The following is a 14946-nucleotide window of genomic DNA, read 5'->3' on the forward strand; positions in this document are numbered from 1 at the left end:
GCGGCTGGCCGGGGGGGAGGAGCCGGGGTGCTCCTCGTGCTAGGCTCGACGGCGAAGCGGGCTTACCTCCCGCGTCCACCCCAGCGCGATGTCGACCGCCACCGTCACCCTCGCTCTCCCCGAAGCGCTCTACCAGCGGCTAAAAGGGACTGCGCTCGCGACCCGACAGCCGCTCGAAGCCGTGATGCTGCGGGCGCTGAGCCTCGGCAGCCCGCCCGCCTGGGACGACGCACCCCCGGAGTTCCAGGTCGACCTCGCCTGCCTGGACAAGATGGACGACCAGGCGCTCTGGCAAATCGCGAAGAGCCACAGGTCCGAAGCAGAGCTCGCGCGCTACGACGAGCTGCTCGACCGGAACACCCAGGGGCTCCTCACGCCGGCGGAGCGCATCGAACTCGAGCGTCTGCGCCACGAGAGCGACCTGTTCATGCTCCGCAAGGCGCACGCTGCGGCGCTCCTGCGATGGCGCGGGCACGCCGTCGCTTCTCCGTAGCGCGCGCCCTCCACGAGATGGACGACGGACTGCGGTGTCAACCTACGTCTCCGAACTGCTCCGCTCTCGTATCGAGGAGGCCGATCGGCGCCGCTGTCAATACTGCCTGACAAGCGAGGCCAATAGCGGAATTCCCCTGACCTACGATCACATCACGCCGGTCTCGAAGGGCGGGCCGACGTCGTTCGAGAATGTATGCCTCGCATGCCGCCCTTGTAACGAGTTCAAGGCAGGCGCCACGGAGTCGGTCGACCCGCTGACGGGAGAGGTCGTGCCGCTCTTCAACCCGCGCCTCCATCGCTGGAGCGATCACTTCACGTGGAGCGTCGACGCAACCAGGGTAGAGGGCGTGACGCCGTCCGGTAGAGCAACGGTCATCGCGCTCCGGATGAACCGCCCGACGATCGTCGCCGCACGTCGGCGCTGGGCCGAGGTGGGCTGGCACCCGCCCGCGTAGCGCTGGCTACCCCTTCATCGAGATGGTGCTCGGCCTGCCCGGCGTCGGCCCGCGCCTCCTCGGCACGGCCGCTCTCCCCTCCCTCGGTCGCCTCTCGCCCGCGGCCCTCGCCGAGCGCACCCAGATCGCCCTCTTCGACGCCACCTGGCTCGCCGCCGCCTTCGAGCTCGGCCGCCGCTACCACGCCGCCCGCGCGCGCCGGGGCGCGCTCCTCACCGACGCCGCCCGCGTGGCGCGGTACTTCGGCCCGAGGCTCGCCTCCCTGGTCCACGAGGAGCTCTGGATCGCAGCGCTCGACGCCCACGGCCGCCTCCGCGAGACGCGCCTGCTCGCCCGCGGCTCCGACGACGCCCTCTACGTCGGACGCTCCACCGTCCTGCGCACGGCGCTGGACATGGCCGCCCACAGCTTCGTCCTGGCCCACAACCACCCCAGCGGCGACCCGACGCCGACCCCCGAGGACGAAGCGATGACCCTGGAGCTGCGCCACCTCGGCTCGGAGCTGCACGTCCCGCTCACCGCCCACGTCATCGTCACCCCCAGCGGCCGCTACGCCGCCGTCCACGAGTAGGCCCTCGCCACGCGCAGCGCCCCGCCCCGCCGCCGGCGCGCTGCGCCCCTGCGCATCCAGCCGAAAGCCTCCGGCGCATCGCCCCGGCCGGGAGCTCTGCAAGCCCCGGCAGCGGCAGAGGCGCTGGACCACGTGAAGCAACCGGCCGTAGCTTGGCTAGTCTAGCCCAAGCTCGTTCCGGCCGCTCCGTGCCTGCGCCACGCCAGCCAACGTCGGCCATCGCCGTCATCGCGGCATCTTCCTCACCGATGGGGCAGCGCGCCTGGGCAGCCTCCGAGCCTCGCGGTACAATCCCCGCGTGAACCTTCCCGAGCTGGAAGCCGAAGCCCTGAAGCTGCCCGTCGCGGAGCGCGCACGTCTCGCAGAGACGCTTCTGGAAAGCCTGGATGAGCTCTCCGAGGAGGAGCACAGGCGCCTCTGGACCGAGGAAGCGACGCGCCGGGACGCAGAGCTCGACGCAGATCCGTCCCGGGGGCGACCGGCCGAGGACGTTTTTCGTGACGCCCGCGCGCGGCTCCGGTGACGCTCCCGGTCATCTTTCACGAGCTGGCTGAGGTCGAGCTGAACGAGGCCGCCGCCTACTACGCTCGGGCACGTCCTGGCCTTGGTGACGCCTTCCTCGCCTAGGTTCAAGGCGCCGTCGATGCCCTGGCCGCATCACCGCTCGCGGGGAGGGCTGTGGAGAACGATGTTCGCTGGTGGCTCGTGCGGCGATTTCCCTACAGCGTGCTGTACCGGGTACGCGACGATCACATTCGTATTCTCGCGATTGCACATCAGAATCGGCGGCCCTTCTACTGGCGCGGGCGCCAATAGTCCGGCTCGGCGCCTGCTCGCCCGCGGCTCCGACGACGCCCTCTACGTCGGCCGCTCCACCGTCCTGCGCACGGCGCTGGACATGGCCGCCCACAGCTTCGTCCTGGCCCATAACCACCCCAGCGGCGACCCGACGCCGACCCCCGAGGACGAAGCGATGACCCTGGAGCTGCGCCACCTCGGCTCGGAGCTGCACGTCCCGCTCACCGCCCACGTCATCGTCACCCCCAGCGGCCGCTACGCCGCCGTCCACGAGTAGGCCCTCGCGGCGCGCTTCGCCCCGCCGCCGGCGCGCTGCGCCCCTGCGCATCCACAGCCGCCAGCCTCCCCCGCATCGCCCCGGCCGGTAGCTCCGTAAGCCTCAGGCAGCTGCACGACGAGCTGGACCACGTCGAGCCACCGGCCGCGGCCTGGTCACCCCAACCTCGTCGGGTCACTCCGCCTCGCTCGTGGCGGGGGACCCGTCGCCTCTCACCACGAGCTGCGCGTCCACGCGCGTTCAAGCGAATATTCCGGCAAAAAAGGCGTGGTAGCGCGGACAGAGCTCACGCTGGACGAAGCCCTGTCAGGGGTCAACAAGTGACCTCAGGCGGCTCCGGAGGGATCACGATGCGCGGCGAGGTCGGAGCGGTAAGCCGGAGGAAGTCCGAGCCGTTGAATGTCACGAGCGCATCCGCGCCGGCATGCTCGGCAGCCACGAGGTGCAGGGCATCGAAGAGGACGCCGGAAGAGAGCAGGCGATCGGTGCACCGCTGCATCGCCTCGTCGTACACGGCCGGATCCACAGGGCGGACGTCGTACACACTCCGGACCCGACGGACGACTTGCAACGCCTGCTCCGGGCTCGCTCGCGCCGGCTTCGGCAGGCGGGTGAGCACGGACCAGAGCTCCGCGAGAGCGTGCCAGGTGGCCAGGCCGCTCACCGTCCCTCGGCCACCGCATCGATCCAGACGACGGCGCGACCATGGTGCGGATGCGCCCGGTGCAGTCAGGCGACGAGCACGCTCGTATCGAACGCGATCTTCACGAGTCTCCCTGGATCCGGTCCGCCCGCGCGTCGCGATCGGGGCGATGGTCGAACACTTCGGCCGGCATGGTGGCGTCAGCATCGACAAGCAGGAGGCCATGCCGCTCTGTCAAGGTGACGCCCCCGCGGCGAGCTGCCTCCTCTGCAGCGGGGACGTCGCTCGCCGCCTCGTGCGCGACGAGCTCGATGACGCGAAGCCGATCGGGGACAGGGAGGGCGCGGTGGCGGCGACGGTCGGACCCGACGGTCATGCCCGGCAGGATGCCATCCCCGCAGCCGGGAAGGAAGTCGAGGCTCGGTTGCAGATGCATTGAACAGGCGGAACGAGCGCGGCAGCGTCCTCGGCGAGCAGCGCCGCCACGTCGTCCAGGATATCCGCATCAACGGGCAACTCCTTGCGCCGTCGCGCTATCGGCTCGGGCCTGAGCGGCGAGATCGCCACGACCAGCATCTCGGCCACCTCGCGGGTGCTCGGCGGCCTGGCCGCCTGTTGCAGCTCGGCCCCGTGGTGGAGCTCGAGCTCATCTTCGTCCTCGTTCGGCGAGCCATGGGATCCCCCTGGCGGGTTCAAGGCCGATGATGGCTTCGTCAGCATGGAATGATGAGTCGGCCATCAATCCATGGTGGAACGGCCATCGTCGAAGCCTGCGCGGTCAACCCGGAGCATGGCTCGGCTAACCTCCAGCACGGGTTCAGCGATATCGCGAACGGCCAGGCGTTCACCTACGCCGCCGGCGGAGGGTTCCCGCAGGACTCCCCTCGGCCCGCGTGGCGCGGTACTTCGGCCCGAGGCTCGCCTCCCTGGTCCACGAGGAGCTCTGGATCGCGGCGCTCGACGCCCACGGCCGCGTCCGTGGCGGGCTGCCCGGAAGCGGCCGTCAGGTCAGCCCCCGCTGCCACAGCGCCCGCGCGGCTCACGTCATCAAACGCATTACACGCTAATGGTTCTGTGCGGACAGCGAGGCGTCCGCCGGGGCCTCGGGCGGGTCGCGCGGGGCGCTCGACGCGCCCGCCGCGGCCTCGTCGCGGGCGGGCTGGTCCCGGTCGGCCCCTCGCGGCTCGGCCCCTCGCGGCGGCGCCTGCCCGTCGCTCGCCGCGCCGGCTGCCGGCGGCGCCACCCCGGGCTCCGCGCCGCGGGACGACCACGTCTCGCCCCGGCCGACGAAGCGCTCGACCGCGCCGTGGCGCACGGCGACCCGCCCCTCCACCACCGAGACGCGGGTCTCTGCGGGCTCGCCCGCCGGGCCGACCAGCCGCGCGACCGAGAAGCGCGTGCCGTGGACCGTGATGGTGGTGTCCGGGGTGCGGACCGACAGCGTCATGCCCGCCGCGAGCGGCGGCACCGCGACCGAGACCAGGCCGCGCTCCAGGGCGACGACGTCGTCGGAGCGGTCCTGCCCGGCGCCCGTCGACGTGAACCTCACGCGGGTCGAAGGCCCGACCTCGGCGGCGCGGCTCCGGCACGAAGAAGATCACCAGCGGCATGACGGCGGCATCGAAGCGGTCGTCGTCATAGGGCAGCGCCATGGCGTCGCCAGCCTGGAAGGTGGCAGCCTGCAGCGCGGGGCAGGCGCGCGCGTAGGCGAGCTGGCCTTCGGAAGGGTCGATGCCGTCGACGCTGTCGGGCGCGCACTCGGCGACCAGCAGTTCGGTGAAGGCGCCGTTGCCGCAGCCGACATCCAGCCGCTGGCCGCCGGCAGGCGGCGACAGCCAGTCGAGGAAGGCCTGGCCGACGCGCTGGCTCCAAAGGCCCATGAAGCGCTCGTAGGCGGCGCCATCATCAAAGCGGATGGGGGTAGCGCTCATGGGAGTCTCCGGGAGTCAATGAGAGGAGTCAATGAGGGGCAGGGCATCCCGGTCGGCGGCCAACGGCGCCGTGACCCGGTCGATCCCCGCACGGGCGCCGGCGCCATGGTCGGAGGCCAGGTAGCCGAGGCCGGCGACGTTCAGCGCCAGCGTCAGCCAGAACACGACGCAGAAGGAGCGCTTGCTGGATTTGTGGCGCAGCAACTGCTGCGCATACAGCGCGCCTGGCCAACCGCCGACCAGCGCCAGCAGGTGCAGGGTCTGCTCCGGCGTGCGCCAGGCGCCGCGCACGGCGGCGCGCTTGTCCTTGTAATAGACCAGCAGCGTCACCAGGCTGGCGCCGAGGTAGAACCAGGGGAAGCGATCGACGCGGCCGTTCGGGGTGGCGCGCGGATCGAAGAGACCCTCGAAGGCGCCCGGCGGCGCGCGCGGTGCTCCTGTTCGCCAGGCTTACGAGCGCTCTCACCGAACGGCGCGCGCCTCCGCTTGGGCACAGGCCGCGCGTCTTGCACGAGCTGGTCTATTTTGTCGTCACACAGGACGCGTCGTCCGTCGGAGTAGTCAACTCTATCTCTTGAGACGGATAGTACATCACGAAATTATAACACATCTCATCCACCGTCCGCTCCCCGAATTCCACGGCCCTGTTGCCCGGGTTGTCCCACGCGCAACGCGTCCTCACGGTGTCGCCGCCTCGAAGGATGGTATCGTTGTCGTACCAGATCTGGTTGTCGAAGTTCCACGGATCGGCGAGCCCCAGGTTGCTCGGCTCGCTGCCGTCCGTGGGCACCGTGTTGCTCGACAGGTGCTTGCCGAGATCGTGCATGTGCGGCATAACACTGATTACCGAAATCGCCCCCATACCCCGCGGGAACTGGTAATCGCAGCTCACGTCGAGCGAGCCGTGAGGCGGGATGTTGATGTCTTCTGTGCCGAACGAGAAGATGCCGGCGTCGTTGGGGCGGAGCTCCGTCGTCGTGCAGACGTTGAAGCCGGTGCTGTCTTGCTGCCCGTCGAGGCCCTTGATGTTGCTGTAGTGCACCTGGACTACGAAGTGTGCCGTGCCTTCCAGCGGGAAGCCCGCCTCTAGCGGCAGCTCCGTGGCCTTGCCGCCGGGCGCCCAGACGGACAAAAGAGCCCCCTGGATGTCGCCCCCCTCACAGGGCGTGGGCGTCGAGGGAGACGCCTCATCCGCCTTGAAGAGCAGGATATGGTGTACAATGGTGCTGTTGTCGATCTGGGGTGCGATCCCGACGAGGTGTCGTTTCTGGCCGATCTCTACATCGACCCCATAACACATATACTGATCCTGGACGTCCTTCGGCATGACGTAAGGCGCGGACGGCGCTAGCAGGACATCCGGTGTGCAGCTCAGGGTCGGAGGGTCGATGGTTCCGCCGCCGCCCGGGTCGACGCACGTGTCTTTACCGGCCGGCATGCCGGCGGCGATCCATTGATCGAAGATCGCGAGCTCCGCGGCGGTCAGGCGCTCGGTTGGGGGCGGAGGCATGGGGCGCGCGGTGTCGCGGGCGCGTGCGGCGACGAGCTCGTAGACCTTCTTGTTGGGATCGCTCACCGCGGGCGCGACCAGATCGCTCCGGTCGACCAGCGGGAACGGCGCGCCGAACTTCGGGGACGCCCCGTGACAGGTCTGGCACTTCGTGGAGAGGATCTTGTCGACGTCGCACGGCAGCGCTTCCGCGTTGCCGTTCTCCGGACCGGAGCCGGATGAGCCGCTGCTGCCCTTCTCGGCGTCGCTGCACGCGACGACCACGAGAGCGGATAGGAAGGACAGCGCCGAGAACAAATAACGACTACGATTCATGCGAGCTCCTCGGGGAAAAGTGCGACCTGAATCGGCGTTCGAGGATATCGAGCGCTGATCTGCAGCTTTTTGAAAGGGCGGTCGAAGACCGAGATTCCGAAAGACGCCGTCGAATTGGGTGGAAGAAGGACGCGCGCCGCGAGCTCCCGAGAACAGCGGGAGACTTGGCGCGTGAGAGCACCGGCGACCCAGGTCTACGGACGGGCCGGCGACCTGGCGTCGGTGCTACTTCGGTGAGTGCCCGCCCGCTCTGAAACTGTTCAACGGTTCGCTCACGCGGAAGGTATCGAGGCGCTCGCGCAAATAATCGGAGGCTCGAAGCCACCCCACGGCGTGGTGAGCGCCGCGGAGCGATCGCGCCACGCGCGCCCGACGCCGCCGGGCCATCGCGCGGCATGGCGCTGTACCGGCAGACGAACCCCGTCGCCGGTCAACCCGGGTCGGGCCGCGCCGGCGCGCAAGCTGGCCAGGTGAGGCGCCGAGGCGCGAGCCTGGGTCGGCTCTCGGAGAGGCCAACCCGGGCTGGGTGGCAGATGGCAGGTCGCGCTGCACCCGGGTCGGATCGAACCCGAGAGGCCAACCCGGGTCGGATGGGGGAGGTCGGGCTGCAGTGAACGATTCTCGCGTCGATGGAAACCAGCGGCGTGCCACCGGCTCGTCTGTCCGGAGGCGCGCGGCGCTAGAGTACCGCGATGCGATCGATCGAATCGACGACCCTCGCGGTGTGCGCCGCCTTGAGCACGGCGCTGGGCTGCAATGCGATCTGGGGGATCTCCGATGGAAAGCCCTCCGCTGATCCCGCGCTGACCGGCGCTGGCGGGGCCGCCGGCGGTACCGGAGGCGCGGCCGAGGACGGCGGCGGCGGGGACGGCGGCGCCGGGGAAAACGCGTCGGCGTGCCCGTCGGAGCCGTTCACCGTGCGCGCGCCGGAGGGGTGCCAGGCCGCCGACAGCGACCACGATTACCTCTCCGATCCGGAGAACTGCTGTGTCCCCGGCAGGAGCTGCCTCGGCGGCGAGTGCGCAGAGGGCAGGTGCACGCCGGTCATCCTCACCACCACCGTGCTCGAGGAGCACACGCCGATCGGCATCGCCGTCGAGGGGGAAGGGGAAAATGGGCGCGTGCTCTGGGGCAGCGGCTACGGAGGCACGGTCTTCGCGACCGAGAAGGCGGCCGGCGGCTCGACCGAGCCGCTGGTGGTCCTGGACTCCACCGTGACCATGCTCGCGCGCGACGAGAGCTCGCTCTTCATCACCGACTGGAACTTGCCCCACGTGCGGCGGGTGCCGCTTCAAGGGAACATCACCGTCCCGACGGTCGCGACCGCCGAGGGGGCGTCGCGCGCCTGGCAGCCCGTGGCCGGCAACGGCTGGCTCTACTGGGTCACCGAGACGCTCCAGGAGGACGAGGCGCCCGACGCGCCGGCCGCCCCGCACCGCATCTGGGCAGCGCGGGCCGATCAGGCCGACCAGACAGGCCTGCTGGTGCTCGACAAGGACGCCTACGTGGGCGGCCTCGCGCTCGACTCCACCCATCTCTACTGGACCGAGATGGAGCGCGGCGCGACGCAGATCTCGGTGCAGCGGATGGCGCTCGGCGAGCCCAGCGAGCCCGAGCTCGTCGCGTCGATCCGCGTCGGCGCCGACGAGCAGCTGGGGGACATCACGGTGGGCGAGCGCATCTACTGGGTCGCCGCCGGCGATATCTACGCCGCGGACAAGGACGGCTCCGGCGCTGGGGTGCTCGCGGCGGCGGATTACCCCAACCGGATCCTGCTCGACTCCACCTTCGTTTACTGGTTCAGCATGGGCGACGAGCAGCTCCGGCGCGTGCGCACCTCGGGCGGCGCGCCGGAGACGCTCGCCGAAAGCCCCCACGCCCACGCGCTCGCGCAGGACTGCCGCGCCATCTACTGGACGACGGAAGGCACCGAGACGTCGCCGCCCTCGGTGCGCATGCTGGCCAAATGATGGACCAGGACGACGAGGACACCCCGAGCGGCGGCGCGTCTCTCCGGGCTGCGCGCGTGGAATGGGAGGCGCGCTGAGCCTGGGCCAGACCGGACGCCCCCTTGCTGCGCCAGCAGCGGGCGCGTGCTGCGCGTGTGCTGCTGGAGCAGCAGGCGGCGGGCGGCGCGGCGTGACGAGGGGCCGTGGCGTCCTGCCGCGCGTGCCGGTGGGCCTGCTCCGGCTCGGGAGCGTGATTTGCAAGGCGCCCGCGCGGCAGCACCACCCGATCCGGCACGGCGGACGAACGCGCCGATCGACCGGCCGCTCGCCTCGGTTCGCGTGATGACCTCTTCGCCGCCTCTCCCCCAGCGTTATCTTCTCGGCTTCATGGTGCTCGGCATGCTCGCGGGCACGAGCAACGGCGTGGCCAAGGTGGTCCTGCCGCTGTATGCCGCCTCCCTCCACGCCTCCCCCTGGCAGATCGGCCTGGTCGGCGGCCTGCAGTTCACCGGCATGCTGCTGCTCTCGATGCCTGTCGGAGGCCTGATCGACCGCCACGGCAGCCGGCCGCTGTTCCGCTTCGGCGGCCTCGCGGGCGCCGCGCTGTACCTGCTCGGCTTCACCCAGATGGACCGGCCCTGGCAGCTCATCGCGGGCGTGGTCCTCTTCGGGCTGCTCAACCCGTTTCGCATGGTCGCGACCCAGACCGAGTTTCTTCACCTGCTCCCTCGCCTCGGCCCGCGCAAGGCAGGCTGGCAGCGCGCGTCCCACTCGCTCGGCATGTTCTTCGTGGGCCCGATGCTCGGCGCGCAGCTCCTCGGCCTGCTCGGCTACACAGGCGTGTTCGTGGTGACCGGACTCGGGCTGCTGGCGACGGTCTTCGTCGGCGATCGCGTGCTCTCCGGGGCTCCCCCCGGCCGCGGGCGCTCGGCCACGCCGCTCGTCGCGCGCCTGCGCGGACAGGTCGGCATCATCCTGTCTCGCCGCGAGCTGCGCCAGAGCATGCTCATCGAGATGTGTGGCCAGATGGCGATGTCCTACTTCGCCGTGTTCGTGGTGTTGATCGGGATTCGCGAGTTTCACCTCTCGGTGCCACAAGCCGCGAGCCTGGTGACCATCCAGGGCGCCGTGTTCGTGCTGACCTTGCTCCTCGCCGGGGGCGCCCTGTCGCCGCTGCGCGACGCTGCCCGCTACGCGATCGCCTTTTCGCTGCTGCTCGCGACCGAGCTCCTGCTCGCTTTCCCCCTCGGCGTCGCGTCGCTGTGGCTCGGGGCTGTCTTGCTCGGGCTCGGGCTGGGCGTGCAGCACCTCACGAGCGTCAATCGCTTCGCGGCGCTCACCGCCGAGCTCGGCCGCGGCCGGGTGGGCGGTCTGTTCTCGCTCTCGGGACCGGCCGGGAGCCTGATCGGCGCGGTGGCGGGCGGCTCGCTCGGGCAGCGCTTCGGCCTGCTCAGCGGCTTTCGCGTGCTCGCGGCGCTCTATGCGGTGCTGATGGTGTGGCACGCGCGCGGCGTCCTGACCGAGAACGACCAGCCCGTCGCGCTCGCCGGGGGCGAGCCGGAGTGACCGCATCCGCGGACTGCTCGACGATGCGTGATGGAGGCAGTCCGCGGTAGTCGCCTGTGCGAGCGCCTTCGCTTCGAGCTCGAGGGGCCGGTTCTCTTCCTCAAGAACCGTCGCTGCTCGCGCTGTCGGAAGATATCTGGCAGCACCTACGCCACATACGCACGCGCCGGGCCGGGCCGCTCAGCGCTGATGCTCCCGCAAAGGTCGGGCGGAGCGGCTACCGCCATTACTGCACAACCTGCGCCAGCGTCGCCTTGGCGAGCATTTCCGTGGCCAGCGTCGACTGCGGATCGAGGGCCAGCTCCCCGAGGATCTTGATGGCGCCGTCGCGGTCGCCGCGCCGATCGAGGATCAGCGCCTTGTTGAGCAGCAGCATCCCCTTCGTCTCGCCGTCGGGCTCATGCTCGAGACCCCGGGTGATCGCCTGGAGCCGTGCGTCGTCGTCCTCGAGCAAGCTGCTCAATTGCTTCCAGGCGACGGGAAAATCCGGATATTTCGCCACGATCCCTTCGAGAATGGCCCTCTTCCTCGCCTTGTCCTCCATCCACTCGAGCGACGCGAAAGCCTTGCAGAAGCCCTGCGGGAGCGCTCCCGCGCGCTCGCGACGGAGGCAGTCGAGCGACGTCTTGGCCGTGAAGAAGCCTCGCGGGGCCATGCGGTTCACCTCCGCGTATCGCTCTTCAGCCTTCGCAGCGTCGCCCATCAGCAGGTAAGTGAACGCAGCATCATACACTGGGTAGGGCCAGCCGGGCGCGAGCGCATGTGCCCGCTCGAGCGTCTCGAGCGCGCGCGCATACTCACCCCGTCCGCCCGCCTCGCGTGCCTCCTGGTGCAGACGGGATGCCTCGGGAGGGATTGCATCGGCGCCGATGAGCTCCCAGCGCGCCTTGCCCGAAACGCCTTCGATGTCCTTGGTGGTCAGCTCGCGGCCAGCCGCGTCTTTGAATATGAGGCGTGCGCCCATGGGTTGCTCCTCCTGAGATGCAATGGACCGCTCGCCCCGCCCGCAAGCGGCAAGACCCACGGCCGCGAGCATGAGCACGAACCGAGCGTAAGAGGCGAGCATCGGGATGCAGCTTACACCATCGGGTGCGCTCGTCGGGGGCTCTCGCAGCTAAGTCAGCTCACGCAAGAACGACAGGACCACCTGTCCCAGGCGCTCGGGTTGCTGAAATGGAAGGCCGTGGCCGGCGTCCTGCACCTGTTCGATCCGTACGCGTGGGTTGAGGCGACGCAGCTCCGTTGCCATCTCGAGCGTGACGACGGGGCTGCTGTCACCGATGACGAGCAGGCTCGGGACGTCAATCGCGCTCACCACGCCACGAAACTCGGGGTTGGGCGGCGTGAGGACGTCGAACGCGCCCATGCGGGTCTTCAGCCTCGCCTCGACTTGCAGCTCGACGATCTCGGGCGAGCGACGCGGGTCTCGGGCTCGGGCCCGCGCGACGAGGTCAGACTTCTGCAAGCCGAGGGCCTGGCGGTGTTGATCGGCGACGTCGCTGTCGCACACCTCGCGCTGGCGCTCGGGGCTCAAGAACGTCGGGTCGACCAGGATGAGGCCGCGGATGACCCCCGCCCCTCGGCTCGCCACCACCGCGGCGGTCATGCCACCCATCGAGTGGCCAAGCAGGACCGGTCGAGAGAGCTCCAGGCCGCGGATGAGGCCCACGACGTCGCTCGCGTGATCGTCGTACCGGTATCCGTGGTGCGGCGCGCTCGAGCCGCCGTGCCCCCTGGCGTCGGGCATGACGACGTCGAACTCACCTTCGAGCGCCCGCGCCAGGGGAGTCCAGCAGGCGCCGCTCCCCATCAATCCATGGAGCAGAACGACGGGAGGCTTGGCGCCTCCAGTCCGGAGGTAGTGGACGTCGATGCCGTTCGTTTCGCAGACTCCGCTGATCCAGGTCTTCATGAGATCGTCCCTGCCGGCCGCAGCTCCGCACGTGGGATGAAGTGGTTCATGTCCAGGCACGCGAATATCGTCGCGCGGCTGGTCGGCCGTGCTCACGCTCGGCGTCGACGTCGCGCGTCGAGCAGGCGGCCGACGACTCCGCTTGCGCTCGGATCAGCTCGGGCTCTGTGACGCGATGAGCGATCGCAGCCAGTCGTCCGAGGCCTTGCGGTACTCGGGGATGCGGCTCCGCTCGGCCGCGGCGAGCGCCTCCTTCAGCCGAGGCGCGTCGAGGTCGTGGATGTAGCAGGGGGTACCCGGCTGCTGGCGCCACGAGTCCTCGAGGCCGCCCGCGTCGATCGGATCGAAGCCGAGCTCGTCGACGAGGCGCACGACCTTCGCCCGCGCTTCCGGCGGATCCCCCGCGACCGGGAGCGCGACGCGCCCCGGCGTGCCCTTCGGCTTGCCCTTCGCGAGCAGGCTCTCGAAGTAGATGCTGTTGAACGCCTTGACCACCGGCCGCCCGATCTGCTCGGCGACCCACGCGCTCTCGACCTGCCCCGCCTCGATGGCCGGGATGCTGCCGTCGCGGACCGGGTAGTAGTTGTTGGTGTCGATCACGACCACGTCGGCGGGCACGCCGGCGAAGAGATCCTTCGGCAGGTCCACGACCGCGCGCTGGGGGATCGTGACGACCACGATCTCGCCGCCGCGCGCGGCCTCCGCGGCTGTCACCGGGGTGGCCCCGGTCTCGGCGGCGACCTCGCGGAGCGTGTCCGGCCCGCGCGAGTTCGCGATCACGACCTGGTGACCGAGCTTCCCCAACAGCTTCGCCAGCGACCCGCCGATGAAGCCTGCGCCGATGATTCCGATCTTCATTCGTCACTCCTTCGAGCCGAGCCGCCCGCGATCGCGCGCGGACGCCGGCGGTCCAGGTGCATCGTCTGACGCAGACGGGCGATCGCTCGCGCCGTTCACGTCCGGGGGTGGGCTGTACCACGACGAGCACCGGTTAGCCATCACTCCATCGGTTGGCGGATGATGGTCTTCCACTTGGCTGGCGCGGCGCGACGTATGTCGCTCAGATACACCTCGTGGTGCTTCCCTGCAAGCGCCGAGCGCGCACCGATAAAATCATGGACTCGCTGAATGGTCGGTCCTTCTTCAGCAAAGGGGCCAATGTGGAGTATCTGAGCACATGGTCCTTCGGTGAAGCTCTCCAGCCTGAGCGCGTCCACCGCGGGGAGCGCCTTCTTTCGCCTCACTTCCGCCATGGCCGCCTGGACCACCGCCTCCTCCACGAAGTGAGGCTGCATGATCATCATCGTCCATTTCCACCTCGACCTGTCGTTGGCGGTGAAGACGGACATGTCATCCGACCACCAAAGGCCTTCGAGAGGCATGACCGCATAGTCGATCCCCTGCGCCCCCTTCTTCACCATGAACTTCGCTGTGTAGGAGACGGAGAACAGCGCTTCCACTGCCTCGGCATACTGCTGCGACGTGTTGGGGTCGCCCTCGCCGTCGATCATGAGGAACCGGAATGCTGGCACGTCGACCTGAACCACCTCCTTCGCGGATGCCTGGTAGAGATGTCTGAGCTCCCTCTTGAGATCAACTTTCGACACGAATGCACCTGATGATAGCCAACGCCATAGTTCAGCTGCGCGGCGGCCCACGCGGAGCTGCGGACAGAGTACGACGGATGGGCCGCTGCGTCAGCTGCGACCGTTCGTCAGGGCGCAGGCGGACGGCGCCAGCGCGGCATGAACCCGGACGCGGGCGAGCACGTGGCGCGTGCGCCGCTCGCCGGGCCATCGAGGGGCGTGCCTGAGGCGAGGCCCGGTCGCCGGGGGAGGGCAGAAGACCTGCCCCGCGAACCTCGACGACCGTCCCGGCGTCGGTGTGCTGTTGACGGGGGGCCGCCGGATGGAGAAGCTCGCACCATGAGCAGCGCGCTGATCGTCGGTGACCTCCAGGTCGGGATTCTCAACAACTACCCGTTCACGAAGGCCGTGGTGCCGCCGGTGACCGAGCTGCTGCCGCGAGCCCGCGCAGCCGGGGTGCTGGTCGTGTTCGTGCGTACCGCGTTTCGGGCCAGCGGCGCGGACCTGGCCGGTGAGGTCTTCGCGGCCTTCCACCGGGCCGGTGACCTGTTCCACGAGGGTTCGCCGGGCACGGAGGTCGCGCTGGAGGTGACCGCAGACGACGTCGTCGTACTCAAGCGGCGCACGAGCGCCTTCGCAGGAACGGATCTCGATCTGGTGCTCCGCGCCCGCGGCGTGGACTCGCTCGCGCTCACGGGCGTCGCGACGAGCGCCATGGTCGCGGCCACGCTGTACGACGCGTCGGACCGGGGCTACGGGCTGACCGTGCTCCGCGACGGGTGCGCCGACCAGGACCCGGCGGTGCACGAGCTCCTCGTCAACACCGTCTTTCCCAGCAGGGGAGCGGAAATCGTCACATGCGCGGAGTGGCCAGCTCGTGGTGCGCGTACGGCTCGCCGTTGAACGGCTCTCGCTGGAGCAACGGTCCCGTGACGGCG

General features: G+C 69.7%; 15 protein-coding genes and 5 pseudogenes. 10 read left to right on the forward strand and 10 right to left on the reverse strand.

Annotation, left to right across the window (positions count from 1 at the left end; translation table 11 throughout):
- The first annotated feature begins 88 nt into the window (after positions 1 to 88).
- From WME89_RS33875 to WME89_RS33900, 6 genes and pseudogenes are all read left to right on the forward strand, one after another.
- The gene (locus WME89_RS33875; RefSeq protein ID WP_129574570.1) at positions 89 to 493 is read left to right on the forward strand and encodes a hypothetical protein; all 405 of its coding nucleotides are present in this window, start codon (positions 89 to 91) and stop codon (positions 491 to 493) included.
- Positions 494 to 527: 34 nt separating this feature from the next.
- The gene (locus WME89_RS33880; RefSeq protein WP_129574569.1) at positions 528 to 950 is read left to right on the forward strand and encodes an HNH endonuclease; all 423 of its coding nucleotides are present in this window, start codon (positions 528 to 530) and stop codon (positions 948 to 950) included.
- 22 nt (positions 951 to 972) lie between these two features.
- On the forward strand, positions 973 to 1521 hold the full coding sequence (locus WME89_RS33885) for a JAB domain-containing protein (protein WP_438003789.1): 549 nt from the start codon (positions 973 to 975) through the stop codon (positions 1519 to 1521).
- Positions 1522 to 1819: 298 nt separating this feature from the next.
- On the forward strand, positions 1820 to 2044 hold the full coding sequence (locus WME89_RS33890) for an addiction module protein (RefSeq protein ID WP_437613523.1): 225 nt from the start codon (positions 1820 to 1822) through the stop codon (positions 2042 to 2044).
- Between the two features lie 155 nt (positions 2045 to 2199).
- Positions 2200 to 2337 carry a hypothetical protein gene (locus tag WME89_RS33895; protein WP_438003790.1) on the forward strand — a complete coding sequence of 46 codons (138 nt, stop codon included), beginning with the start codon at positions 2200 to 2202 and terminating at the stop codon, positions 2335 to 2337.
- Positions 2338 to 2347: 10 nt separating this feature from the next.
- Positions 2348 to 2596: pseudogene (locus WME89_RS33900) on the forward strand (JAB domain-containing protein); the annotation flags it as partial.
- A gap of 313 nt (positions 2597 to 2909) precedes the next feature.
- On the opposite strand, the gene WME89_RS33905 reads toward WME89_RS33900, so the two are convergent.
- Both WME89_RS33905 and WME89_RS33910 read right to left on the reverse strand, forming a co-directional pair.
- Complete coding sequence (locus WME89_RS33905; RefSeq protein ID WP_438003791.1) at positions 2910 to 3110, reverse strand: hypothetical protein; 201 nt, start codon at positions 3108 to 3110, stop codon at positions 2910 to 2912.
- A 501-nt stretch (positions 3111 to 3611) separates the two neighbouring features.
- Positions 3612 to 3824 (reverse strand): hypothetical protein, encoded by a 213-nt coding sequence (locus tag WME89_RS33910; RefSeq protein ID WP_438003792.1) that lies wholly within the window; start codon positions 3822 to 3824, stop codon positions 3612 to 3614.
- 260 nt (positions 3825 to 4084) lie between these two features.
- Between WME89_RS33910 and WME89_RS33915 the strand changes: the two are divergent.
- Positions 4085 to 4219 (forward strand): annotated as a pseudogene (locus WME89_RS33915) (JAB domain-containing protein); the annotation flags it as partial.
- Between the two features lie 83 nt (positions 4220 to 4302).
- Here the strand turns inward: WME89_RS33915 and WME89_RS33920 are convergent.
- The 4 genes and pseudogenes from WME89_RS33920 to WME89_RS33935 form a co-directional block, all read right to left on the reverse strand.
- A pseudogene (locus WME89_RS33920) lies at positions 4303 to 4791 on the reverse strand (FecR domain-containing protein); the annotation flags it as partial.
- Positions 4792 to 4822: 31 nt separating this feature from the next.
- Positions 4823 to 5170 (reverse strand): annotated as a pseudogene (locus tag WME89_RS33925) (class I SAM-dependent methyltransferase); the annotation flags it as partial.
- A 15-nt stretch (positions 5171 to 5185) separates the two neighbouring features.
- A pseudogene (locus WME89_RS33930) lies at positions 5186 to 5527 on the reverse strand (DUF1294 domain-containing protein); the annotation flags it as partial.
- Between the two features lie 163 nt (positions 5528 to 5690).
- Positions 5691 to 6995 carry a peptidylglycine alpha-amidating monooxygenase gene (locus WME89_RS33935; RefSeq protein ID WP_438003793.1) on the reverse strand — a complete coding sequence of 435 codons (1305 nt, stop codon included), beginning with the start codon at positions 6993 to 6995 and terminating at the stop codon, positions 5691 to 5693.
- Between the two features lie 692 nt (positions 6996 to 7687).
- On the opposite strand from WME89_RS33935, the gene WME89_RS33940 reads away from it, so the two are divergent.
- Both WME89_RS33940 and WME89_RS33945 read left to right on the forward strand, forming a co-directional pair.
- Positions 7688 to 8965 (forward strand): hypothetical protein, encoded by a 1278-nt coding sequence (locus WME89_RS33940; RefSeq protein WP_438003794.1) that lies wholly within the window; start codon positions 7688 to 7690, stop codon positions 8963 to 8965.
- A gap of 321 nt (positions 8966 to 9286) precedes the next feature.
- Positions 9287 to 10510 carry an MFS transporter gene (locus WME89_RS33945; protein ID WP_438003795.1) on the forward strand — a complete coding sequence of 408 codons (1224 nt, stop codon included), beginning with the start codon at positions 9287 to 9289 and terminating at the stop codon, positions 10508 to 10510.
- A 226-nt stretch (positions 10511 to 10736) separates the two neighbouring features.
- On the opposite strand, the gene WME89_RS33950 is transcribed toward WME89_RS33945, so the two are convergent.
- From WME89_RS33950 to WME89_RS33965, 4 genes are all read right to left on the reverse strand, one after another.
- The gene (locus WME89_RS33950) at positions 10737 to 11474 is read right to left on the reverse strand and encodes a tetratricopeptide repeat protein (RefSeq protein WP_438003796.1); all 738 of its coding nucleotides are present in this window, start codon (positions 11472 to 11474) and stop codon (positions 10737 to 10739) included.
- A 150-nt stretch (positions 11475 to 11624) separates the two neighbouring features.
- Positions 11625 to 12422: an alpha/beta fold hydrolase gene (locus tag WME89_RS33955; RefSeq protein WP_438003797.1), complete on the reverse strand. Its 798-nt coding sequence runs from the start codon at positions 12420 to 12422 to the stop codon at positions 11625 to 11627.
- A 153-nt stretch (positions 12423 to 12575) separates the two neighbouring features.
- Positions 12576 to 13280: an NADPH-dependent F420 reductase gene (locus WME89_RS33960; protein ID WP_438003798.1), complete on the reverse strand. Its 705-nt coding sequence runs from the start codon at positions 13278 to 13280 to the stop codon at positions 12576 to 12578.
- Between the two features lie 140 nt (positions 13281 to 13420).
- Positions 13421 to 14029, reverse strand: a complete 609-nt coding sequence (locus WME89_RS33965; RefSeq protein ID WP_438003799.1) for a GyrI-like domain-containing protein — start codon at positions 14027 to 14029, stop codon at positions 13421 to 13423.
- Positions 14030 to 14347: 318 nt separating this feature from the next.
- On the opposite strand from WME89_RS33965, the gene WME89_RS33970 reads away from it, so the two are divergent.
- Positions 14348 to 14911, forward strand: a complete 564-nt coding sequence (locus tag WME89_RS33970) for a cysteine hydrolase family protein (protein ID WP_438003800.1) — start codon at positions 14348 to 14350, stop codon at positions 14909 to 14911.
- Positions 14912 to 14946 lie beyond the last annotated feature (35 nt).

The sequence above is a fragment of the Sorangium sp. So ce321 genome (genome assembly GCF_051530195.1).
Lineage (GTDB): Bacteria > Myxococcota_A > Polyangia > Polyangiales > Polyangiaceae > Sorangium.